The 20,250-nt window shown below is 58.8% G+C and carries 21 protein-coding genes and 1 riboswitch; of the genes, 8 read left to right on the forward strand and 13 right to left on the reverse strand.

Features of this window, described 5'->3' with window-relative positions:
- Window positions 1-40 precede the first annotated feature (40 nt).
- From ABJ076_RS19845 to ABJ076_RS19865, 5 genes are all read left to right on the forward strand, one after another.
- Window positions 41-1,213 (forward strand): M20 aminoacylase family protein, encoded by a 1,173-nt coding sequence (locus ABJ076_RS19845; RefSeq protein WP_348192881.1) that lies wholly within the window; start codon window positions 41-43, stop codon window positions 1,211-1,213.
- Between the two features lie 54 nt (window positions 1,214-1,267).
- Window positions 1,268-1,867 (forward strand): ABC transporter ATP-binding protein, encoded by a 600-nt coding sequence (locus ABJ076_RS19850; RefSeq protein ID WP_348192884.1) that lies wholly within the window; start codon window positions 1,268-1,270, stop codon window positions 1,865-1,867.
- Window positions 1,864-2,670 (forward strand): ABC transporter permease, encoded by an 807-nt coding sequence (locus ABJ076_RS19855; RefSeq protein ID WP_348192887.1) that lies wholly within the window; start codon window positions 1,864-1,866, stop codon window positions 2,668-2,670. The genes ABJ076_RS19850 and ABJ076_RS19855 overlap by 4 nt, the downstream gene beginning before the upstream one ends.
- Window positions 2,671-2,904: 234 nt before the next feature.
- Entirely contained in the window at window positions 2,905-3,339 is a 435-nt protein-coding gene (locus ABJ076_RS19860; protein ID WP_348192889.1) for a hypothetical protein, read from the forward strand.
- 97 nt (window positions 3,340-3,436) lie between these two features.
- Entirely contained in the window at window positions 3,437-4,048 is a 612-nt protein-coding gene (locus tag ABJ076_RS19865; RefSeq protein ID WP_348192892.1) for a hypothetical protein, read from the forward strand.
- Window positions 4,049-4,134: 86 nt separating this feature from the next.
- Here ABJ076_RS19865 and ABJ076_RS19870 read toward each other — a convergent pair whose 3' ends face one another.
- The gene (locus ABJ076_RS19870) at window positions 4,135-5,022 is read right to left on the reverse strand and encodes a LysR substrate-binding domain-containing protein (protein WP_348192894.1); all 888 of its coding nucleotides are present in this window, start codon (window positions 5,020-5,022) and stop codon (window positions 4,135-4,137) included.
- Between the two features lie 96 nt (window positions 5,023-5,118).
- Between ABJ076_RS19870 and ABJ076_RS19875 the strand changes: the two genes are divergently transcribed.
- Window positions 5,119-6,045 (forward strand): DMT family transporter, encoded by a 927-nt coding sequence (locus ABJ076_RS19875; protein ID WP_348192897.1) that lies wholly within the window; start codon window positions 5,119-5,121, stop codon window positions 6,043-6,045.
- A gap of 3 nt (window positions 6,046-6,048) precedes the next feature.
- On the opposite strand, the gene ABJ076_RS19880 is transcribed toward ABJ076_RS19875, so the two are convergent.
- The 11 genes from ABJ076_RS19880 to ABJ076_RS19930 form a co-directional block, all read right to left on the reverse strand.
- Window positions 6,049-6,462, reverse strand: coding sequence for a hypothetical protein (locus ABJ076_RS19880; protein WP_348192898.1), 414 nt, complete (start codon window positions 6,460-6,462; stop codon window positions 6,049-6,051).
- Between the two features lie 55 nt (window positions 6,463-6,517).
- On the reverse strand, window positions 6,518-7,435 hold the full coding sequence (locus ABJ076_RS19885) for an ABC transporter permease (protein ID WP_348192900.1): 918 nt from the start codon (window positions 7,433-7,435) through the stop codon (window positions 6,518-6,520).
- The gene (locus ABJ076_RS19890) at window positions 7,432-8,400 is read right to left on the reverse strand and encodes an ABC transporter permease (protein WP_348192903.1); all 969 of its coding nucleotides are present in this window, start codon (window positions 8,398-8,400) and stop codon (window positions 7,432-7,434) included. The genes ABJ076_RS19885 and ABJ076_RS19890 overlap by 4 nt, the downstream gene beginning before the upstream one ends.
- A 24-nt stretch (window positions 8,401-8,424) precedes the next feature.
- On the reverse strand, window positions 8,425-10,125 hold the full coding sequence (locus tag ABJ076_RS19895; RefSeq protein ID WP_348192905.1) for a peptide ABC transporter substrate-binding protein: 1,701 nt from the start codon (window positions 10,123-10,125) through the stop codon (window positions 8,425-8,427).
- An 89-nt stretch (window positions 10,126-10,214) separates the two neighbouring features.
- Window positions 10,215-10,838, reverse strand: coding sequence for a glutathione S-transferase family protein (locus ABJ076_RS19900; protein ID WP_348192907.1), 624 nt, complete (start codon window positions 10,836-10,838; stop codon window positions 10,215-10,217).
- Between the two features lie 31 nt (window positions 10,839-10,869).
- Window positions 10,870-11,556, reverse strand: a complete 687-nt coding sequence (locus tag ABJ076_RS19905) for an orotate phosphoribosyltransferase (RefSeq protein ID WP_348192910.1) — start codon at window positions 11,554-11,556, stop codon at window positions 10,870-10,872.
- Window positions 11,557-11,611: 55 nt separating this feature from the next.
- Window positions 11,612-12,331: an ATP-binding cassette domain-containing protein gene (locus tag ABJ076_RS19910; RefSeq protein ID WP_348192913.1), complete on the reverse strand. Its 720-nt coding sequence runs from the start codon at window positions 12,329-12,331 to the stop codon at window positions 11,612-11,614.
- On the reverse strand, window positions 12,328-13,995 hold the full coding sequence (locus ABJ076_RS19915; RefSeq protein ID WP_348192915.1) for a branched-chain amino acid ABC transporter ATP-binding protein/permease: 1,668 nt from the start codon (window positions 13,993-13,995) through the stop codon (window positions 12,328-12,330). Before ABJ076_RS19915 ends, ABJ076_RS19910 begins: the two co-directional genes overlap by 4 nt.
- On the reverse strand, window positions 13,988-14,881 hold the full coding sequence (locus tag ABJ076_RS19920) for a branched-chain amino acid ABC transporter permease (RefSeq protein ID WP_348192918.1): 894 nt from the start codon (window positions 14,879-14,881) through the stop codon (window positions 13,988-13,990). Before ABJ076_RS19920 ends, ABJ076_RS19915 begins: the two co-directional genes overlap by 8 nt.
- A 26-nt stretch (window positions 14,882-14,907) precedes the next feature.
- Window positions 14,908-16,023, reverse strand: a complete 1,116-nt coding sequence (locus ABJ076_RS19925) for an ABC transporter substrate-binding protein (RefSeq protein ID WP_348192921.1) — start codon at window positions 16,021-16,023, stop codon at window positions 14,908-14,910.
- Window positions 16,024-16,099: 76 nt separating this feature from the next.
- A riboswitch (TPP riboswitch) is annotated at window positions 16,100-16,198 on the reverse strand.
- 90 nt (window positions 16,199-16,288) lie between these two features.
- Window positions 16,289-17,578, reverse strand: coding sequence for an alpha/beta fold hydrolase (locus ABJ076_RS19930; RefSeq protein WP_348192924.1), 1,290 nt, complete (start codon window positions 17,576-17,578; stop codon window positions 16,289-16,291).
- Between the two features lie 201 nt (window positions 17,579-17,779).
- Here ABJ076_RS19930 and ABJ076_RS19935 point away from each other — a divergent pair, with 201 nt between their 5' ends.
- Together ABJ076_RS19935 and ABJ076_RS19940 are read left to right on the forward strand one after the other, a co-directional pair.
- Entirely contained in the window at window positions 17,780-18,844 is a 1,065-nt protein-coding gene (locus tag ABJ076_RS19935) for a tartrate dehydrogenase (RefSeq protein ID WP_348192927.1), read from the forward strand.
- A 4-nt stretch (window positions 18,845-18,848) separates the two neighbouring features.
- Window positions 18,849-19,301 carry a MaoC family dehydratase gene (locus ABJ076_RS19940; protein ID WP_348192929.1) on the forward strand — a complete coding sequence of 151 codons (453 nt, stop codon included), beginning with the start codon at window positions 18,849-18,851 and terminating at the stop codon, window positions 19,299-19,301.
- An 11-nt stretch (window positions 19,302-19,312) separates the two neighbouring features.
- Here ABJ076_RS19940 and ABJ076_RS19945 read toward each other — a convergent pair whose 3' ends face one another.
- Window positions 19,313-19,954 (reverse strand): tellurite resistance TerB family protein, encoded by a 642-nt coding sequence (locus tag ABJ076_RS19945; RefSeq protein ID WP_348192931.1) that lies wholly within the window; start codon window positions 19,952-19,954, stop codon window positions 19,313-19,315.
- Window positions 19,955-20,250: the final 296 nt, after the last annotated feature.

The following is a 20,250-nucleotide window of genomic DNA, read 5'->3' on the forward strand; positions in this document are numbered from 1 at the left end:
ACGCGGCCTTCTGAATTCAACCGACGGAGCGGATTTTCCAATGCCCATCAATAATCGGATCGCCGAGTTCCATGAGGAGATGACCGCGTGGCGGCGTGAGCTGCACCGGCACCCTGAGACAGCTTTCGAGGAGCATTGGACTGCTGCCTTCATTGCCGAGAAGCTGGAGAGTTTTGGTGTCGATGTGCATCGCGGCCTTGCCGGAACCGGCGTGATCGGCACTCTGAAGGGTAATGGCGAAGGGGGTGCCATCGGCCTGCGTTCGGATATCGACGCGCTCGACATAACCGAACAGACCGGCGTTGAATATGCTTCGGAAAACCCCGGAAAAATGCATGCCTGTGGTCACGACGGGCACACCACCATGCTGCTCGGAGCAGCCAAATACCTAGCGGAAACCAGGAACTTCTCCGGCACTGTCCAGTTCATTTTCCAGCCGGCTGAAGAAAACGAGGGCGGCGGCCGGGTGATGGTCGAAGAAGGCCTTTTCGATAAGTTTCCGGTGGATTCAGTCTGGGGCATGCATAACTGGCCGGGCATGCCGGTCGGTACCGTCGCGGTCCGTCCGGGTCCGATGATGGCCGCCTACGACATGTTCGAACTCGATATCAAGGGCGTGGGCGGCCACGGCGCCATGCCTCATCTTGGCATCGATCCGATCCTGGTCTCCGCCCAGGTCGTCTCCGCCCTGCAGAGCATCGCCAGCCGCAATGTCGATCCGATGGATGCTGTGGTGGTATCGGTCACCAAGATCCATGGCGGCGACGCCTATAACGTCATCCCCGGCATGGTTCAGCTCGCCGGTACCACGCGGTCGTTTCGCCCGGAAGTGCGGGACATGATCGAGCCGAAGATGAAGCAGATCATCGACGGTGTCTGCGCCGGTTTCGGTGCGACCGCCGAGTTGCGTTACGAAAAACGCTACCCGCCTACCGTGAATTCCGATGCCGAGTCAGAGATCGCAGCGCAGGTCGCCGAGCGCCTTGTCGGCAACGAGATGGTCGTGCGTGATCCGACCCCGAGCATGGGCGGTGAGGATTTCGCCTTCATGCTGGAGAAGAAGCCTGGCTGCTATATCTGGATGGGCAATGGCGGAGGTGGCGAAGGCAAGATGCTGCACAATGCCGGTTATGACTTCAACGACGAGGCTTTGCCCTGGGGCGCTAGTTACTGGAGCCAGCTCGTTGAAGACCAGTTGCCGCGGGCGAGCTGATCTGGAGATGATCGGCAACGGATAGAGATCCGTTCTTCCTGAGAGGCATTTCGCATGCTGAAGATCCATGGTCTTGTAAGGCTACATCTTGGCCCTCTAGATCTTGAGGTCGCGGCCGGCGAATGTGTTGCCTTGCGTGGCCGCTCGGGCTCTGGAAAATCTCTTTTCCTGAGGGCAATAGCGGATCTCGATCCTGCTGACGGGGATGTCGCACTGGACGGTCGGGATCGGAACACCATGATTGCGCCCGACTGGCGTCGGCAGGTTGGTTACCTGCCGGCCGAGCCCGGTTGGTGGGCTGATCGCGTGGGCACGCATTTTACCGACTGGAGCGCCTGCCAATCTACGACAGAACGACTGGGGTTGGACCCGGCTGCGGGTGACTGGTCCGTCTCCCGTCTCTCCTCTGGTGAGCGTCAACGGCTCGGTTTCGTCCGGTTGCTGGAAAATCGGCCCCGCTGCCTGCTGCTGGACGAGCCGACGGCTTCGCTTGACGAAGCTGCAACTGCGGTCGTTGAGGAGCTTGTCGCGGAACATTGCGAGGCTGGGGGATGCTGCCTCTTTGTGACCCACGATCTGGCGCAATTCACCCGGGTCGCACGACGCGGGTTTCGTCTTGAAGAAGGCAAGTTTGTTCCGGAGGGCGGCGTATGAATTACGTGACGCTCGACTATGCTGACCTCGCTCTGGCGGCCTCCTTGCTACTGATCAATGGCGCGATATCAGTCGTCCTATCGCTCGGTCTTGCAAGAAGCCTTGCCATCTCGGCAATTCGGATGATCGTGCAGCTTCTGCTGATCGGGCTGATCCTCGATTTTCTTCTGGCCACCGTCTCGCCATTCTGGACCGGGCTCGCGGTGGCGGTGATGCTCGGCTTTGCCGGATACGAAGCTATGGCGCGTCAGGATCGGCGGCTTAAGGGCTTCTGGGCCTATGGCCTTGGCACCGGCGTGATGACACTAGCTGCTTTGCTGGTGATGAGTTTTGCCTTGATCACACAGGTCGCCGCCGATCCCTGGTATCACCCGCAATACCTGCTGCCCCTGCTTGGTATGGTGCTTGGTAACTGCATGACTGGTGTGGCGCTTGCCATTCGCTCCATTACCAGCGCTTTGGCCGATGGCAGGAATGCCGTCGAGGCACAATTGACCCTCGGTCGTTCGTTTCGGCTCTCGGCCCTGCCCATGGTCCGATCGGCATTAAAGACGGCGCTGACCCCAACCATTAACTCAATGGCGGCAACGGGTCTGGTGTATCTGCCCGGCATGATGACCGGTCAGATCCTTGCCGGGATAGATCCAGTCGAGGCGGTCAAATATCAGCTCTTGGTCATGTTTCTTATCGCTGGAGCAACGGCAATTGGCGTTACCGGGGCTGTATTCGCTATCAGCCGGCGCCTGTCCGACCACCGGCAGAGGCTGAGGTTGGACAGGTTGACCGATATGACGTCTATTTGACGAAATATAGTATTTATTTATGGGTTTTTTCACTGAATTTCTGTAAAGTTTTATTTTATTTATATTATCCAATACTTGGAATTTATGATCGTGTGAAGTATAGTTCATATGATGCTGATATGATTTCTGTGATTTTATTGGCCTATAATGATTGACCCGACGCTCGAACGCCGGGCGTGTGCGCCGTGCATCAGGGGAGCCTACACGGAGTGCTTCGGCAGGGGATTTCAGACTATGAATCACTTTTCCAGGGACCGTGGCGATAGTTCGCGAAGCGATCGCCTACAAAGAACCAAGGATCGTAGGGAACTGACGCCTGTCGCTGTCAAGACAGTGGCGACGTTGTTTGATCTATGGTCGCTGCCGCCACGAAAGGCAGCTAAACTTTTAAATGTCGATGAGGCGACCTGGGCGGCGATGGATGAGGGGAACTGGAAAGGTACTCTTGCGGCTGAGCAGTTCGAACGTATTTCCGCATTTGTTGCGATTTACCGAAGCCTGACGGAGATTTTCGGGGAAACAGACGGTGAAAGCTGGCCTATGGCAAGTAATCGGCTCACCCCTTTTCGGGGCAAATCTCCAGTAGACTTCATGGCGACCGGAGATATCGACAAAATCCAGGCTGTCCGCCGCCATTTGAAAGTGCTTAGGGAAGTTGCTGTGGTATGATCCGGTATTCAAATTCGTTTGCTTAATCGGCGCGTAAATTGATTTCTTATTTTGGCGCTCTTTCTATGGTCGACATATGAAAAACCCAGATAATTCAATGCGCTCAGCGGTGGAGCAGACAGAGCTCACGGACGACGAGATTCGAAGAACGGGAAGAGCTATTCTCGAAGGGCGCACCCGCACGGAGCTAGGTTGCGACGTCGGCCGGATCAGCTTCGTGGAGGACATGGACGTACTACCAGAGCCGAAGCTCGCGTTCTTATACAAGCTATGGCTCGACAAGGCGGATCCGCAGACTGGCCTGCATAACCGCGCCGATTTCGATATGCTGTCCATGTTGCCAGCCGTCGGAAACATCATGATTCTTGACGTTCTCAGGAACGGTTTCGACGCCCGCTATCGGCTGTACGGTACTGAGATTTCGGATTTCTCTTCGAGAGACTGGACCGGTCAGACAGTCTCCGAGATGAACCGGACAACCCAGCCCGACCTCGCCTTGATGTACCGTTCGGTCTATTGGGCTGTTTATGAGTCGAACCGGCCGATTTACTCCGAGCATCTGGCGCCAGTCTGGCTTAGTGGAAAGATCTGGCGCCGTCTGGTTCTACCGGTCTCTTACGGCGGTGATGTTTGCGAGCAGTTCATCGTTGGCAACATACCGGTCTCGGCGGTTCCGGCAGATAGCGGGTCGAAAGACAGACCGCTCTAGGCTCTGGCGACGGAGTTGCTCCTCATAGAATGCTCTGCTCTACAAAAATTGGTCGATATGGCCTTCGCACCTCAATCGGAATGAGGTTACTTTTTCGCCTCAGACAGGATCCAGTCTGAGAACATCCGGACCGCACTTCTGACTCGCGCGCCACCTGAAAGCAGTGACCAATAAGCGTCAGGGAGCGGAATCATGGCTCCCTCGATCGGAGCAATTAGAATTCCAGCCCGAAGACTTTCTTCAATGAAACGTTTCCTGGCGAGAGCAACCCCTAGTCCCCGCTCAGCAGCCTGGAGAAGGACATCGGCGGACGTGAAGCGCGTGCCCCCGCTGGTGTCGCCTAATGCAACCCCGGTCAGCCGGGCCCAATGCTGCCACGTCGCTTGCGGATCCCTGTCATGCAGTAGGCGCTGTTTCGTGAGAGCCTCCATTACAGTCGGTTGCCCGTTATCTCTCCAATAATCCGGACTCATTACCGGCAGCAGTGCGTCGTTCATGAACGCTCTACCACGTTGTTCTCCCGGTATCGGGCCCATTCTTAGAACGACATCGGCACTCCGGTTGACGGGCGCGCTCCGGGACTCTTCAACATTGAGTGAGACGTCGACCCAAGGTGCCACTGTTTTGAAAGCCTTTAGGCGTGGCAGTAACCAGCGAACGGCAAAGGACGGGCTTGTATCGACCAGAATGGCATTCCCGAGACGCCTTTCTTCCACATCCCGAACGGCCGCAGAGAGCTCGTCAAGGGCGCTTCTGGCGCGCTCTCCGAGGGCGTGTCCGTATGGTGTGAAGACAAGACTCCTCCCCTGTCTCTCAGGATCGATCAGGGCTACACCGAGTCTTGTCTCCAGTTCCCGGACCTGCCGAGCGATCGACGCATGTCCGACACCGAGTTTGCGTGCTGCACTGCGCAGTCCTGCGGTCTGATAGACGGCGGAGAAGGCGCGCAGGGCATTGAGGGGGAGATCATTCATGGTTCTATTATAGATCCAAAAATAGCTAAAATGGTTCCATCTTGATTCATCCAGATCCGTATCATTCTGCCCTGTCTTTTTATTCAGGGAAGAGAGATGCAGAAATTTGAAGCGAAGAGCGCCATTCTCGGCTGGTCTAACTGGTTATTTGTCGCGGCCATTGCGTCAAGTTGGCAGCTAGCGACCAAGGTTGGTGTTTCAACCGAGTTAACTCCAATTGACCTTGCGGTTTTACGGTATTGCATTCCGGCCGTGATTTTAATGCCGGTATTGTGGCGTCACGGGTTTCTGCCGAAGCGCGGCGAGCGCGGCCTGTTTCTGATGATGGTCGCCGGTGCCGGACTGCCGTTTGGCCTGATTTCAATGGCGGGGGCAGCTTATGCGCCGGCGGCCCATATGGGCGCGTTAATGCCCGGAGCAATGCCGTTATTCGTCAGCCTGCTTGCATGCATGTTTCTCGGGGAGCGGATTCCGTTATGGAAATCGGTTGGGCTTGCAGCAATTCTTATCGGAATACTCAGTCTGACCGGCCCGGCCTTACTCGACGGGATTGGCGGGACGGATGACAAAATTTGGATCGGCCATGCGCTCTTCCTTTGCGCGGGTGTTTTATGGGCAGTCTATACGGTGGCATTCCGGTGCGGGTCTTATGGTCCATGGCACGTTGCCGCTCTGGTTTGTTTATGGTCTGCACCGGCGGCAATTCTGATTTGGTTGAGCATGCCAGGCACTCGGTTGTTCGCAGTGCCTCTGGGTGATTTTATTCTGCAGGCACTGGTGCAGGGCGTGCTGGCTGGCGTAGCCGGTCTTGCGGCCTTCGGATTAGCTATCCGTCACCTCGGTCCGGTGACGGCTTCGACCAGCGGTGCCGTCGTTCCTTTTCTGACAGCGTTCGGAGGAGTTTTTCTGCTTGCGGAAGCTCTATCCGAAAACACTCTTCTGGCGCTTTGCTTTACCTCTTTCGGGGTGGTCCTGAGTTCCGGCGTTATTGATCTTCGGCGCGCCAACACCCGCCCCTCTTGATTATCAAGTGCAGGGAGCGTTATAGAGCCAGCCGCCATCAGGGTGTGGCCGGGCATAGACGTCAATCGATTGGTCGAACCGCACGTAGCAGGAGAATAGCGGCAGGGTCATGAAATTGGTCAGGACCAAAGAGACGGTGTCGCCACCGAACAACGTTCCCACCAGACAGATCTTGGTCCGCCCGTTGCGCGCCAACCGGAAGCTGGTCCGCTCACGTGTTTTCAGCTGAACGCGTCCGGTGATGGTAAAGGGCGCGCGATTGCGGACCAGCACGCAGACCTCGCCGGTCTGGCCGGCGCCAGGCGGTGCTTTTCCATCGCGCCGGTTGACCACGGTCGGCTGCTCTTCCTCACAGGCGGCGAGGCCGAGCGTTGCAAAAAGGATGAGTAGAAAGGAGAGGGCGCGGATGCGGTTCATGGGGTCAAGCTAGAGACGGGGTGCCAAAGCGTCAATGCGGCGCATTACCTCATCTTCAGCGTCTGTTCCGGGCACGCGGATTGAGAGCATCCTGCAGACCGTCGCCGAGGAAATTGAAGGCGATAACAGCAACAAAGATAAGCAGGCCCGGCCAGACTGCAAGCATGGGAGCGACCGAGATCAGATCTTGTGCTCCGGTCAGCATATTTCCCCAGCTCGGGATTGGCGGCTGAATGCCGAGGCCGAGGAAACTCAGCACGCTCTCGAACAGGATCACGTTGCCGATGGTCAGGGTCATGGCGACAAGGATGGGAGATGCCGCATTCGGCAGCAGATGGCGGAACAGGATACGGGATGTCGGCAATCCCTGGGCCCGAGCGGCCTCGATGAAGTCGCGTTCCCGCAAACCGAGTATCGTGCCACGCACCAGTCGGGCCGTTGTGGTCCAGCCGACAAGCGCGATGATGGCGATGATCCGGTACAGGCTGAAACTCTCCGATTGAACCAACTCCGGCGGCAAACCGAGCTTCGCTGGATCTATGGCCGCAAGCACGATCAGCAGCGGCAGCAAGGGCAGGGAAATTACCCCGTCGGCGAGCCTCATCAGCACAGCGTCAGCAATGCCGCCACGATAACCCGCAATCAGCCCAGCCACTGTGCCGATGGCGGTGGCGCTCAATGCAGCGGCAATCCCGACCGTCAACGACACTTGGCCGCCATCGAGCAGCCGCATCAGCAGATCCCGGCCAATTTCGTCCGTACCAAGCGGATGGGCGGCGGACGGATCAGCGGAGATGTTAAAAAGGTCGATGGATGTGGCGTTGATGTCGAAAATAGCGCCGATCAATGGCGCGCTGAAACAGGCAAGCAGCAGGCTTGCGAGCAGGATCAGGCTGGCAGCGGCAGACGTATGACGCATCAGTCGCGAGAACAGACTGTGCCTTGAAAGCGGGTAAGAGGACACGATGCTCATGCCTGGCTTCCGCCGGTCAGCCGGATGCGCGGATCGATCAGGCCGTAGGCTATATCGGCGGCGATGTTCGCGGCGAGGGTGATGGTCGTGGCCAGCAGCAGGCCGACAAGGGCGAGGTTGTAATCGTTCCCCATTACCGCGTCATAGATCGTCTTGCCCATGCCAAGATAGGCGAACATCGTCTCAACAATCAGGGCTCCGGAGAAGAGAGCGCCGAAATCGAGCGCCATGATTGTCACCACAGGGATCAGCGCGTTGCGGAACCCGTGGCGCCAGAGAATGGTCCTGTCAGGGACGCCCTTGGCCCGGGCCGTGCGAATGTAATCCTCGCGCATAACCTCGATCATCGCTGCCCGGCCGTGGCGGGTATATTGGGCGACGCTGGCGACTGCGAGGGTGATCACGGGCAGCGCCAGATGTGCGGCCCGATCACCGAGGCCGCCATCGCCGATGGTTGCCATCCCACTCGCCGGAAACAGGCCGAGCGTGACAGCAAAAAACAGGATCATCAGTAAGGCGAGCCAAAACGCTGGGACCGATATTCCCGCAAAGCAGAGCAGGTTGATCAAGCGGTCTGCCAAGCTGCCGGGGCGGCGGGCGGCAGCGACGCTTGCGGGTAAGGCGATAGAGATAGCGACGAGGAAGGCCAGTCCCATCAACACCAGGGAATTGAGCAGTCTTGGCGCCAGGACATCCAGCACTGGCGCGCCGAACAGCCTTGAGTAACCGAGATCGCCGCTGAGGGCGCTCGCCAACCAGTTACCGTAGCGTTCGAGGAAAGGCCGGTCGAGGCCATGCAGGGCGCGCAGGCGCGCCACGTCGGCGGACGTTACGTTGGGGTCGCCTGCCAGCATCAGGTCGATTGGATCGCCCGGCATCAGGGCCAGCAGCCCGTATGTCACGAAGGACATGACCAAGAGAACGATCAAAGCCTGAAGCAGGCGGTGGATCAGGAACCCGGTCATGGCGGTCCGGGATTTCTCATGTTGCTACTGGCTTGCACTCGACCCGTCGCGCCATTGTTCAATCCAGTAGGTAGAGCTGTATTTGTGTCCGGTCGGTCTCACGCCTTTCAGCCATTTCGGCAGGATATATGCATCGGAACGGAAATAGAGCGGAAGGACTGGCAGGTCCGTCGCGTAAAGGGTCTGTTGTTTGGCCCAGAGCGCGCGGCGTTTCTCTTTGTCGAGCTCAACCTCGATGGCATCAATCAGCGCATCCATTTCCGGGTTGCTGTATCCAGTGACGTTCTGGCCCGACCAGTTGTTTTCCTCTGTCGGGATTGAGGTTGAATAGAGAGTTGTTTTCGGCAGGGATTCGGGTGCCGACAGCCAGGCGAACATTGCCATGGCAGGAAATTTGCGCTTCTGGACGGTCTCTCCAAAGAACACGCGGGCCGGCTCGTTGCGGATCGTCACCTGAATGCCGACCTGTTTCCAGTAGTCCTGCAGCACCTGCTCCACCAGCTCCCTGATCCGATTGCCGGCGGTGGTCATGATCTCAAGGCTGAGTTTCGTGCCATCCGGCCTGTGGCGGATGCCGTTCTTGACCTCCATCCAGCCGGCCTCGTCCAGCAGCTCCTTGGCGCGGGACGGATCGTATGGATAGAGCGGCAGTTTGTCGTGATACGCCCAGTCCAGCGGATTGACCGCGCCATGGGCCACGGGCTGGTTGCCAGCAAACAGCCGGTCTGAGATTGCCTTGCGATCGATGGCGTGAAGCAGGGCGCGGCGCATCTTGATGTCGGCGAGTATCGGGTTGTCTAGATTGAATTCGATATGTTCGTAGATCAGGCCGGGCTTGTAGATGACATCGAAGGTGTCCCCATGCCGTTTCTCGAAACCGAGCGCCTGATCGAGGGTCAGTCCGGCCTCGCCCGCGATGTAGTCGATGGAGCCGGAAAGCAGATTGGCTTCGAGTGCGGCTGTCTTTTCGATGGTCTTGACCACGATACGTTCGAAAACAGGCTCCTTGCCCTGCCAGTGCTCGTTCCGGGTCAGTACGATATAGGCGCCTTCATTCACCTCCGTAACCCTGTAGGGACCGTTATAGAGACCGGGCGTGCCGGGAGCGGTCTTATAGAGCGTCCGGTTCTTGTATTCGCGCGGATTGGCGAAGGCGTCGCGTTCCAGATGGGCGGGCAAGAGCTGGAAATCGCCGAGCGCATTGTAGCGGTAGTCGATCTTGTCGAGGACGATGGTAAAAGTTCGCTCGTCCTCGATTTCGATATCAAGAATTTCCTGATAGCTGTTGGCATCCGCGACACCGGTCTCCGGATGGCGTCCGACTTTCCAGCTGAACAGCACGTCATCGGTGGTTATCGGCGTGCCATCGCCCCAGAGTGCGTCGGGCTTGAGCGTGTATGTGGTTCGAACTCCCTCACGGCCTGTTTCCTTGCCCGCAGCATCGAGGACGGCAAAGCGCTTCGCCCGCTTATTCTCAAAGGTCGGAAGTTCTGTACACCAGAGGCAGATCGGCTCCCAGTCATGGCCGAAAATGGTGACCTGACGCTGCGCCATGCCGAGCACATAGGTTTTCACCAGCATGGAATCGATCATCGGGTTCAGCGTCGTCGGGAATTGGGTCATCCCGATGACGAGTTGGTCACGGGCATCGGCCGGACGGGCAAGCGTAAATGCCGAAAAAAACAGGAGCAGCCATAAGGTCAGGACGCCGGCGGATCGTCGCATCGGGGGCTGTCTCCGTTTCAGTGAATCGAAGCTGTAAGGATAGGAGGCACGGTGGGTGATTTCCAGCGCTGCGCCCCGGTATCCATAAATCAGGTCAGCGGAATATCCAGCACGTGCTGCTTGAAGGCGGGGCGCGCGGCGATCCGGTCGTACCAGGCTTCCAGAGCGGGCATTGACGGCCGGTCCTCTATCAAGGTCAGCCAGCGGTAGCAATTGATGGCAATGGCTATGTCCGCCATGGACAGCCTGTCGCCCATGATGAAGTCGCGTCCGGTCAGCCGTTCGTCGAGGATCCGCCAGATAGGGATCATGTTTTCCCGCGCCGCCTCTATGGCCGCCAGGTCCCGATCGGCCTCGGGCGTCCGGACCAGACCCCAAAAAATCACTGTGATAGGCGGCAGGACTGTGGTTTGCAGCCAATCCATCCAGCGGTCCGCATCCGCATAGGCGCGTGGGTCGGACGGGGCCATGTCGCCCGCCGAGTACTTGTTGCAGAGATAGCGAACGATGGCGTTGGATTCCCAGAGGGTGAAATCGTCCTCGATTATGGACGGCACGCGGGAGTTTGGGTTGAGCGAGAGATAATACTTGTCTTTCGTGTTGGCGAATGCCCCACCGAAATCCTCGCGCTCGTTCGGTATCTTAAGCTCTTCGCAGAGCCAGGTCACCTTCTGCACGTTGCTCGAATTATTGCGGCCGAGAATCCTCAGCATCACGTTTCCCCTTGGTTGGCTTATAACTTCATCAGACGTCGACAGTCTCACGGCTGGCGGCCCAGCCGTCCGGGTCACGCAGGAATTGGCGCACTTCATTGAGCTGGGCTGTGGTGAAGCCGCGCTTTTCCGCTGCCGCAAGCACGTCCCACCAAGTGCAGAGACCATGCAAGTCGACGCCTTTTTCCTTCATGGAAGAGGTGCTCTGCGGGAAGTTGCCATAGTGAAAGACGACGAAGCAGTGAGCGACCTCACCACCGGCCTCGCGGATGGCATCGATGAAGGAAAGCTTGGAGCCGCCATCCGTCGCGAGGTCTTCGACCAGAAGAATGCGCGCGCCATCCTCGAATGTACCCTCGATCCTGGCGTTGCGGCCGAAACCTTTCGGCTTCTTGCGGATATAGAGCATCGGCAAGCCGAGCAGGTCGGCGATCCAGGCGGCGAAGGGAATGCCTGCCGTCTCACCGCCGGCCACTGCATCGAACTGCTCGAAGCCTGCTCGTTGGGCAAGCAGCTCGACGCCCATCTCCATCAGCTGCTTCCGGGCGCGCGGGAAGCTGATGATTTTGCGGCAATCGACATAGACCGGGCTGAGGCGGCCTGATGTGAAGGTGAACGGCTCTTCCGGGCGGATATGCACAGCCTCGATTTCGAGCAGAATATTGGCTGCTGTCTCGGCGATACTCTGGCGGAAGTCTGGGGTTGTGCTCTCGTCCATCGACGGGGATCTCCAAAGGCGGGCTAGGCGATTTTCGGCGAGCATAAACCAAGCGTCAGCGCTGTTCACCCTCGGAAAGCAGGATTGTTTTCAAGCGGTCATGAGAAAGCACGGTTGCGGGCTCATTCAGGACCAAAGTGCCGCGATGCAGCACCGCAACCCGGTCGGCGACGGAAAGGGCCGTGGCAATGCTCTGTTCCGCAAGAAGCACGGCGGCGCCAACATTAGCGAGCTGGCGGATGGCGGGAAACAGTTCCTGGCAGATGACGGGGGCAAGGCCGAGAGAGGGCTCGTCCAGCAGGAGGATCTCCGGCCGCTGCATCAGCGCACGGGCGATGGCGACAATCTGTTGCTGCCCACCGCTGAGGCTCCAGCTCTCCCGATCGAGGATGGTGCCGAGCAATGGGAACAGGTCTGTGAGTTCCGCGATCCGTTCGAGACGTTCGACGCGAGGTGCCTGTAATGCGGCATGTAACGTATCTGAGACGGACATGCCAGGGAACAGGCGGCGCCCTTCCGGACAATAGCCGATGCCCAGCCGCGCTCGGTCGGGTGTATCGGTGCTGGCGAGGGACCGGTTACGGAACAGGATCTCCCCTCCCGAGAGTACTTCCAGCCCCATGGCGGCCCGCAACAGGCTCGACTTTCCAGCCCCGTTGAGGCCGATCAGGGCGACGATCTCTCCCGGTACGATATTAAGGCTGAGTTCGCGGACAGCTATCGCGCCGCCCCGCCGCACCGAGACATTCCGGAACGAGAGCAGGGAGGCGCTCACAGCGGGCTCTCCCCAAAATAGGCGTTGATGGCCCCCGGATCGCGGGCGACGTCTCTCGGTGTTCCCTCGGCGACAACTTGCCCAGCACTGAGACAGATCACCCTGTCCGCAAGTGGCAGCAGGAAATCCATGGCATGATCGATCAGCAGAATACTATGGCCGATATTCGCCAGCCGCTTCAACAAGGTGGCGAGTGCGCCGCGCTCTACCTCATTCATTCCGGCGGCCGGCTCGTCCAGAGCTAGAACCGAAGCGCCTGCTGCAAGGGCGCGGGCAATTTCGAGACGTTTCAGGGCGGCCGGTGGAAGAGTTCCTGCGTTCTCGTTCGCGCGATCCGAAAGCCCAACTTCGCTCAGGTGTGCCGGAGCAATCTCCCCTTCGGCGGCAACCGCCTCAACGCTCTCCAGCACGGTCAGGTCTGGTGCGATCTGTGGATGCTGAAAACTGCGGCAGAGCCCGGAGCGGGCAATATACTCGGGCGATCTGCCAGTAATATCAGCGCCGCCAAGCCAGATGCGCCCGTCATCTGGTTTTTCGATACCGGAGATCAGGTTGACCAATGTTGTCTTGCCGGAGCCGTTCGGGCCGATCAGACCGAGAATTTCGCCGGGGGCAAGGGTGAGGGAAATGCCGTCCAGTGCGATCACGCCGCCGAAGCGCTTGGAGACGGTCTCCACGGACAGCCCGAGCGGGACCGGGGAGCGAGGTATTGCAGCCTCTCCTCTTTCGATCACAGGCGTTGTTCTTTTCCCGAACAGACCGGCAAGCCCACGCGGGAGAAAGATGATGGCGGCCAGCAGGGCAGCACCATAGATCACGAGGTAATAATCGGCGAAGCCCCGGAACCATTCAGGCAGATGGATGAGCAGAAGGGCACCAAGTACGGCCCCTAGGGGGGAGGCGCGCCCGCCGATCACGGTCATGGCGAGGATCAGTACGAGAACATGGAACTGCAGTACATCCGGCGAGACGACTCCAACCGCATGTGCTTGCAATGCTCCGGCAAGACCGCCGAAGGCCGCGCTGGCGACGAAAAAACGGAAACGGATTGCCGCCGCGTCGATACCGAGCGCACTGGCGGCGAGCGGCGCTTCACGCAATGTCTCGACTGCCAGCCCTCGCCGTCCGGCTGTCATCCGTTGCGAGACAAGGAGTGCCAGGCCGACACAGGCCCAGACCAGTATAGTCAGCGGCAGGCCGTGCCCGAAGGAAGCTGTGCCGATCTCAGCTGGCGGCACGCCGTAAAGGCCGTTCGCACCGCCGGTAACCTCTGTCCAGTTGGTTGCAACGAGCAAGGCAAGCTGGGCGATGCCGAGGGTGGCGAGCGCGAAATAGTGCGAGGCGAGCCGGAGTACGGGAATGGCGATGAGCGCCGCCAGAAGGCTCGGCAGGAGAATGCCCACAGCTAGTGTCAGCGGGAATCCGAGGCCGAATTCAACCGCGCCCAGACCTGCCGCATAGGCGCCTAGTCCGAAGAAACAGCCCTGCGCCAGGGACAGTGCACCGAGACGCCCGAAGATGAGCTGATAGCCGATCGCGGCGATGGCATAGATCCCGGCGCGGGTCAGCACATGCAGCGCATAGTCGCCCGCATAGAACAGGGCATAGAATGCCAGCGCACCGGCAGCGATGCCCAGAGCCAGTCTTGATCGCGCGTCAGACACGGGCGCGCGCTCGCTCCGGCAGCAATCCGGACGGCCGAAACACCAGCATAACCAGCAGCAGGGCGTAGAGCAGGGCTTCCGCCACCAGATAGGAAGTCAGCGCGGCGACAAAAGTTTCAAAAATGCCGATCAGCAGCGCCCCGATCACCGCCCCGTCGAGCCGGCCCCAGCCTCCTATGGTGACCGCGATATAGGCTTTCAGCATGAACAATCCGCCATCGTTCGGACTGACGAAGAACTGGTTGGACAGCAGCAATCCGGCCGCGCCCGCAAGCGCGATGGCAAGCGCAAAGGAGAGGGTGATCATGCGCTTCGGGCGGATACCGATGGCGGCTGCCATTTCAGGATCCTGCGCCACGGCTCGCATATGCCGTCCGGTCTGTGTTCGGCCTAGAAACAGCCCTGTGCCGGAAATCAGCACGGCTGCACAGGCCATCACCGCGAGTTGCTGCGGCGAGATTGACAGGCTGCCAATGGTCATAGGATCGCCCGCAACCAGTGGCGGCCCGGCACGGGGAGCGGCGCCAAAAACGGCGTTTGCCAGATGCTGCAACACCAGTCCGGCGGCGATTGTGCTGACAAAGACTGCGGCCTGATGGCGTTTGTGGAGAGGGAAATAGGCAATCCAGGCAAAACCTGCCCCGGCCAAGCCCATTAACCCCATCACCAGCGGTAGCAGAAAAAGCCCCGGCAGAGCCGTTGTCTCGCCGATAAACGGGGCGAGTGCGACAGAGGCGAAACCGCCTGCCATGACCAGCTCGCCCTGAGCAAAGTTCACCGCACCGGCCGCATTCAGCACAATGACGAAGCCGAGTGCGATCAGAGCATAGGCGGCCCCGAGGGCGGCGCCGTTCAGCAGGATCTGTGTGAGGGCAATGGCTGACATGGCTGGGGCGGCTGCCGTGAAGCGTCCTATTTCACACCGGTGATATTCTCATAGCGCCGTTTGATCGCCGGCACTGCGCTTTTTCCATCGTAGCAAACGACCACGGCGTCATGCGCCATATTGCCCTTGCTATCGGACTTGTAGGTCATGGCGAGCCCGTCATAGCTGTTGTTTGCGAACCAGTCTCGTATTTCCTTCGCCGTTCTGGCGCCGGAATTCCTCGCGGCGATCAGCATCAAGGCGCCGTCATACTGAGCTAGTGCGAAGGCGTCCGGCTCGGTGCCGAAACGGGCCCGATATTCCGCGGTAAAGTCCTCAACCGGGCCGATCGGCTCGGAAATCGGTGATGAGGCGCTTTCAGCGCAAACACCGGCGAGCTGTTTAGGCTCCAGAAGCGCTGCGGTGGTTGGCTGATGCATCGCGGAGCCAGCCAAAATCGGAAGGGAGATATTTTGATCCCGGGCCTGCCGGATCACCAGAGCGGTTGACCCCGAATGCAGGTGCAGCAGGATCAGATCGGGTTTGGCCTCCTGTAACCGTGTCAGGGCAGGCAGCATGTCCTTCACGGAGATGTCGATGGCTTCCTCGAAAACCAGTGGCGCGTCTAACTCTTCCATAATCTTGCGGAGATGCTCGGCGCCGCTCTGCCCGTAGGCTGTCGTCTGGTACAGCAGCGCCGGACGCTTGGCGCCGAGTTCCTCGACCGCGTATCGGGCCTGCGCCACTTTCACAACGCTGTCGCCGGGAAAGAAGCGAAACACCCAGGGAATGCCGATCTCTGTGATTTTCGCCGTGCCTGAAACGGTGAGCAGTGGAACGCCCGCACGGCCTGCGATGGGCAGCATGGCGAGCATCTGAGTGCCAAGCATGGAGGCGATGGCTGCATGGGGGCGGTCTTCCAGCGCACGGCGCAGTGCGGTGACGGCGCCTTCGGGGGAAGTGCCTGTGTCGGTCACTTCTGTTTCGAAATCAAAGGGTTTGCCGAAGCGCTCAATCGCCATCACCGCGCCGTTGCGTTGTGACGTCCCCTCAAGCGACAGGAAACCTGTGATCGGCACCAGAACAGGGATGGTTTCGGCTTTTGCGATCAGACTTGTTGCCAGCAGCGCAGTCAGCGCGATGGCGGCGGATTTCAGAAACATTCCCGGCACTCCAATAATCCTGCTCGGCAGAACTGTAGATTCAAGATCGGGGCGAGAGGAAAGTACGCGACCGCATGTGCCGTCTCGTGACGTCTCCCTGCGCCGGCATGACCCGGATCAGGTTCGATGGGTATCCTCTCAGTTCCGGTCACCCGGAACACCCCAGCATCACATGCGGGGACCCTGAGACGATGGCATTGAATTGTCAAGGAGCGGTGGAAAAGCGCTCACGAGATTCTCTAAAAGCTTATTCGCGAAACGCGCTTTACCTTGAGAACTCAGGAAATCCAAGCTCCTGCATGAAGTGATCGACGGGTTGCTTCCATAGCGGCGTCTCCCCCATCAAGCCGTGGCCTGCATTGGGAAAAGAAATGAATTCGCCAACACCGCCTGCTTCTTTGAATCCGTCGAAGAACGGCCGTATATCGCTGATTCCGTAGAGTTGGTCTTTCCTGCCATACAGCCACAACGTCGGCGTATCGGCCTTTGCTGCGTCGGCTAAAATCGTTTGATGCACGGTTGCAAAAGTATCGTGCCAAGTGCTGAGCCAACCACCGACGAAGTTCAGGACTCCGCGAATGCGCCCAGGATATCTTTCAGAATAGGCCAGAGACAGTATTCCGCCTCGCGATTGCCCGCCCATGATGACCTGGTGCGGGTTCACATCGGGACGCGCGAGCAAGACACTCACCGCCGCATCGATATCCATGATCGCTCTGTCGAACCCAGCGAGGGTGACGTGCGGCTCCCAGCTATAATGGCTTCGGTCTTTGACGAAGCCCTCGTCATAGAGGCCCTCCGACCAGCCGCGCCCGCGACGTTGTGGCGATACAATCATCCATCCTTTTTCCAGGAAATGCTGGGCGATTGGATTGGGAAGATGGACGGCGCCTGCTGCTGCCGGCACATCACCACGTCCGGTCGATCCATGGTTAAAGACTAACAGCGGAAACGGGCCGGGACCTTCGCGTTTGAGGGTCACGAGCTGGAGGCGCACCGGCTTTCCGTCTTCCATCAGATCTGTTGCAACAAGTTCTGATTCATAGCCACTCGGGAAAGTGAGTTTCTCTGGAGCGGGGGCAGTGAAAGTAGGGGGGCTTTTCTGCAGGTGGACTTCTTGAAACGTGCCGATGGTGAGATTGTCTCGAAAATAGTATTCGCCAGCCATAATGCCCGATGGCGAGAGTGCGTATTTGGCGCTCATGTCTTGTGAGAGCCTGACAGTCAGAACGCCGTCCTGATAAATTCCCGGGGCTTGCACGCAAGCTGCTTTGTCCGCACCCCAAGGAGCATATTGCCCCCAAGCATAGAATGCTTTGACGCTGCCGTCGGCTGAAATGCGCTCGACCACCAACGTGTGCTCCAACTGGTTGGCCCACTTTCCGTTGAATATGCCGGAAATGCGCTCTGCCCCATTTGGCGCGCCATCGTCGACCTTGATCTTATCGGGAGAGAAGCCTTCACACAGTGGAACAAGGTTTCCCGAATGTGCATTTGTGTAAGAGAGCGTGGACATAAGAGAGGCTAACAATCCCGGAATAAGAAAGCGTTTCATCGGCAAATTTCTGCAGTTTTCTGATCAAGATAATTGTAAAAATGCATTCAGTTTCCCGTCTTGTCGATGGCCGTTGAGACGAATGTTCCTTTCGTGACGATTAGGAACCGAGCTCTTGCAGACTCATTGCGCGCTTCCCGATCCGCAGTCTTGCCGCCTATCATGCGCGCCAAGAAACCAGATGGGCGGAGGAAAAACCCAATGTCGAAAATCAAAATCGCAGTCATCCCGGGCGACGGTATTGGCTGGGAGGTCATTCCGGAAGGCATCAAGGTGCTGGAGGCGGCCGGGGCGAAGTTCGGCATTGAGTACGATTTCACGGAATTCGACTGGAGCTGCGAGCGATACAAGAAGACCGGTCTGATGATGCCGCTCGATGGGATTGATCAGTTGAAGGAGTTCGACTCGATCTTTCTCGGCGCTGTCGGTTTTCCGGGCGTACCGGACCATGTTTCGCTCTGGGGCCTTCTGATCCCGATCCGCCGGGAGATGGAGCAGTATGTGAACCTCCGCCCGATCCGGATGCTGAAAGGCATGAATTGCCCGCTGGCAAACCGGACGGCGGAAGATATCGACTTCTATGTCGTGCGCGAGAATAACGAAGGCGAATATTCGTCCATCGGCGGGCGCCTGTTCGAGGGGACGGACCGCGAAATGGCGATGCAGGAGAGCGTCTTCACCCGGACCGGCACCGACCGGATCATGCGCTTCGCCTTCGAGCTGTGTCAGCGTACGGGCAAGAAAAAGGTGACCTCCGCGACCAAATCCAACGGCATCATTCACACCATGCCGTATTGGGACGAGCGTTTCGCGGCGATCTCGAAGGAATATCCGGATCTGGCGACGGACCAGTATCATATCGACATTCTGGTCGCGAATTTCGTGCTGCACCCTGATTGGTTCGACGTGGTTGTCGGCTCCAACCTGTTTGGCGACATCCTCTCCGATCTCGGCCCGGCCGTGGCCGGTTCCATCGCCATCGCACCGTCCGCGAACATCAATCCGGAAAAGAAATATCCTTCCATGTTCGAGCCGGTACATGGCTCGGCGCCCGATATTGCCGGCAAAGGGATCGCCAACCCGATCGGTCAGATCTGGTCCGGCGCTATGCTGCTGGAGCATCACGGCCATCAAGAAGCTGCGGATGCCATCGTTGCGGCCTGCGAGACGGTGATTTCAGGCGGCGGGCCGAAGACTCCTGATCTCGGTGGTCAGGCTTCGACTGCGGATCTCGGCGATGCAATCGCCGCCGTGCTCCGGGACTGATCTCATGCAATCGCCCGTCTATTTCGAGGACCTGGAAATCGGCCAGGTCCTCCGTTCCCAGCGCAAGACCATGACGGAATCCGAGATCATCGATTTCGCCTGGAAGTATGACCCGCAGCCCTTCCATATAAGCGTGCCGGATGCCGAGGAGAGCCATTTCGGTGGCGTCATCTCCAGTGGTTTCCAGACCCTTGCTGTCAGCTTCAGGCTGGCCTGGCAGGCGAATGGACTGCAGGCGACCAATCTCGGTGCCGGAACCATCGATCAGCTGAATTGGCTGAAACCGGTGCGGCCGGGCGATACGCTGAGCGTGGAAATGGAAGTGTTGGAAAAACGTCAGTCCCGCTCCAAACCGGACAGGGGCTTTGTCCGGTTCAAATACACGACGTTCAATCAGGATGGCGAAGCGGTTATGACAATGGAGTGCCCGCAGATCGTGTCCTGTAACGCTCCCTGAGTGGAGCGCGTTCAGGCACCCATCTGGGCGATCTGGCTTTCCAGATGTGCCACGAGTTCTGCAGGCAAGGAAAGCCGGGCGGCCAGTGCCTCCATATAGGCTTGTTCCATCGGATGGTCCGGGTCGATAGCGAGGCGCGAGGCAAGGTAGATCTCCGCGCCTTGCTCCGGGCCATCGGCGAAGTCTGCGACCTCTTGCAGGCTGGGCGGCTTGGCGAGCGCGTCGAAGACGAAGCCCTTCTCCGATGCTTCCAGTTCGGTCGCGCCGACGCGTTCGAAGATCAGTTTTTGCTCTTCAGCGTCGATGTGGCCGTCCGCATTGGCGGCCCCTATCATCGCCAGAACGAGTGCCAACTCGAACGATCGACCGTCTGCGGCGGGCGCAGCCGCTGGATCGAACTTCGAGCCGACCGGAGCGGGAGGGGGGAGTGTGGGCACGCTGCCGGAAGAGCCGGGGTTGGGAGCTGCGGTTACAGGCGTTTGGGCGGATTTACCGTCCTGCCAATTTTGATAAGCCCGAAATGCAAGAGCGCCAAGAGCTGCGGCACCGCCATAGCCAACCACTCCACCAGCGAATTTCCCGACGTTCTTCCGCGCTTTTTTGTTTCCAAGTAAAACGCCGAGTAGGCCTCCTGCGGCTAGACCGCCGACCACACCAGAGTTCCGCTATTCGCAAGTTTTCCCTGTGCCGACTGAAGGGTTGCACCTGCAGACTGTGCTGCGTTGGATCCAAGAAATTGCTGAAGAATATTCTGCGGGTTCATCGGGTTCCTCTTTTCAGTTCACGCAGGAACAGGTTGGGACACAGGCGCGTCGCCGCAATAGGTAAAGTCAGGTGCAGGATCGGTTTCGGCTGGAGCTGTCCTTTGCTTGAAAACAGCCCAAATGACCTGGACGCCTCAGCGTGTGACCAAATTGCGCCGTTTCCGCGTCATTTTGTGGGTTTAGAG

This window comes from Nisaea sp. (assembly GCF_039990255.1).
GTDB lineage: Bacteria > Pseudomonadota > Alphaproteobacteria > Thalassobaculales > Thalassobaculaceae > Nisaea.

Bases quoted from the DNA above. Each gene is read 5' to 3' on its own strand.
- ABJ076_RS19870 (WP_348192894.1), bottom strand. From the start codon at position 5,022: ATGAATGATCTCCCCCTCAATGCCCTGCGCGCCTTCTCCGCCGTCTAT.
- ABJ076_RS19940 (WP_348192929.1), top strand. From the start codon at position 18,849: ATGCAATCGCCCGTCTATTTCGAGGACCTGGAAATCGGCCAGGTCCTC.
- ABJ076_RS19880 (WP_348192898.1), bottom strand. From the start codon at position 6,462: ATGAACCGCATCCGCGCCCTCTCCTTTCTACTCATCCTTTTTGCAACG.
- ABJ076_RS19875 (WP_348192897.1), top strand. From the start codon at position 5,119: ATGCAGAAATTTGAAGCGAAGAGCGCCATTCTCGGCTGGTCTAACTGG.
- ABJ076_RS19860 (WP_348192889.1), top strand. From the start codon at position 2,905: ATGAATCACTTTTCCAGGGACCGTGGCGATAGTTCGCGAAGCGATCGC.
- ABJ076_RS19865 (WP_348192892.1), top strand. From the start codon at position 3,437: ATGCGCTCAGCGGTGGAGCAGACAGAGCTCACGGACGACGAGATTCGA.
- ABJ076_RS19855 (WP_348192887.1), top strand. From the start codon at position 1,864: ATGAATTACGTGACGCTCGACTATGCTGACCTCGCTCTGGCGGCCTCC.
- ABJ076_RS19930 (WP_348192924.1), bottom strand. From the start codon at position 17,578: ATGAAACGCTTTCTTATTCCGGGATTGTTAGCCTCTCTTATGTCCACG.
- ABJ076_RS19845 (WP_348192881.1), top strand. From the start codon at position 41: ATGCCCATCAATAATCGGATCGCCGAGTTCCATGAGGAGATGACCGCG.
- ABJ076_RS19885 (WP_348192900.1), bottom strand. From the start codon at position 7,435: ATGAGCATCGTGTCCTCTTACCCGCTTTCAAGGCACAGTCTGTTCTCG.
- ABJ076_RS19935 (WP_348192927.1), top strand. From the start codon at position 17,780: ATGTCGAAAATCAAAATCGCAGTCATCCCGGGCGACGGTATTGGCTGG.
- ABJ076_RS19895 (WP_348192905.1), bottom strand. From the start codon at position 10,125: ATGCGACGATCCGCCGGCGTCCTGACCTTATGGCTGCTCCTGTTTTTT.
- ABJ076_RS19925 (WP_348192921.1), bottom strand. From the start codon at position 16,023: ATGTTTCTGAAATCCGCCGCCATCGCGCTGACTGCGCTGCTGGCAACA.
- ABJ076_RS19850 (WP_348192884.1), top strand. From the start codon at position 1,268: ATGCTGAAGATCCATGGTCTTGTAAGGCTACATCTTGGCCCTCTAGAT.
- ABJ076_RS19900 (WP_348192907.1), bottom strand. From the start codon at position 10,838: ATGCTGAGGATTCTCGGCCGCAATAATTCGAGCAACGTGCAGAAGGTG.
- ABJ076_RS19890 (WP_348192903.1), bottom strand. From the start codon at position 8,400: ATGACCGGGTTCCTGATCCACCGCCTGCTTCAGGCTTTGATCGTTCTC.
- ABJ076_RS19905 (WP_348192910.1), bottom strand. From the start codon at position 11,556: ATGGACGAGAGCACAACCCCAGACTTCCGCCAGAGTATCGCCGAGACA.
- ABJ076_RS19920 (WP_348192918.1), bottom strand. From the start codon at position 14,881: ATGTCAGCCATTGCCCTCACACAGATCCTGCTGAACGGCGCCGCCCTC.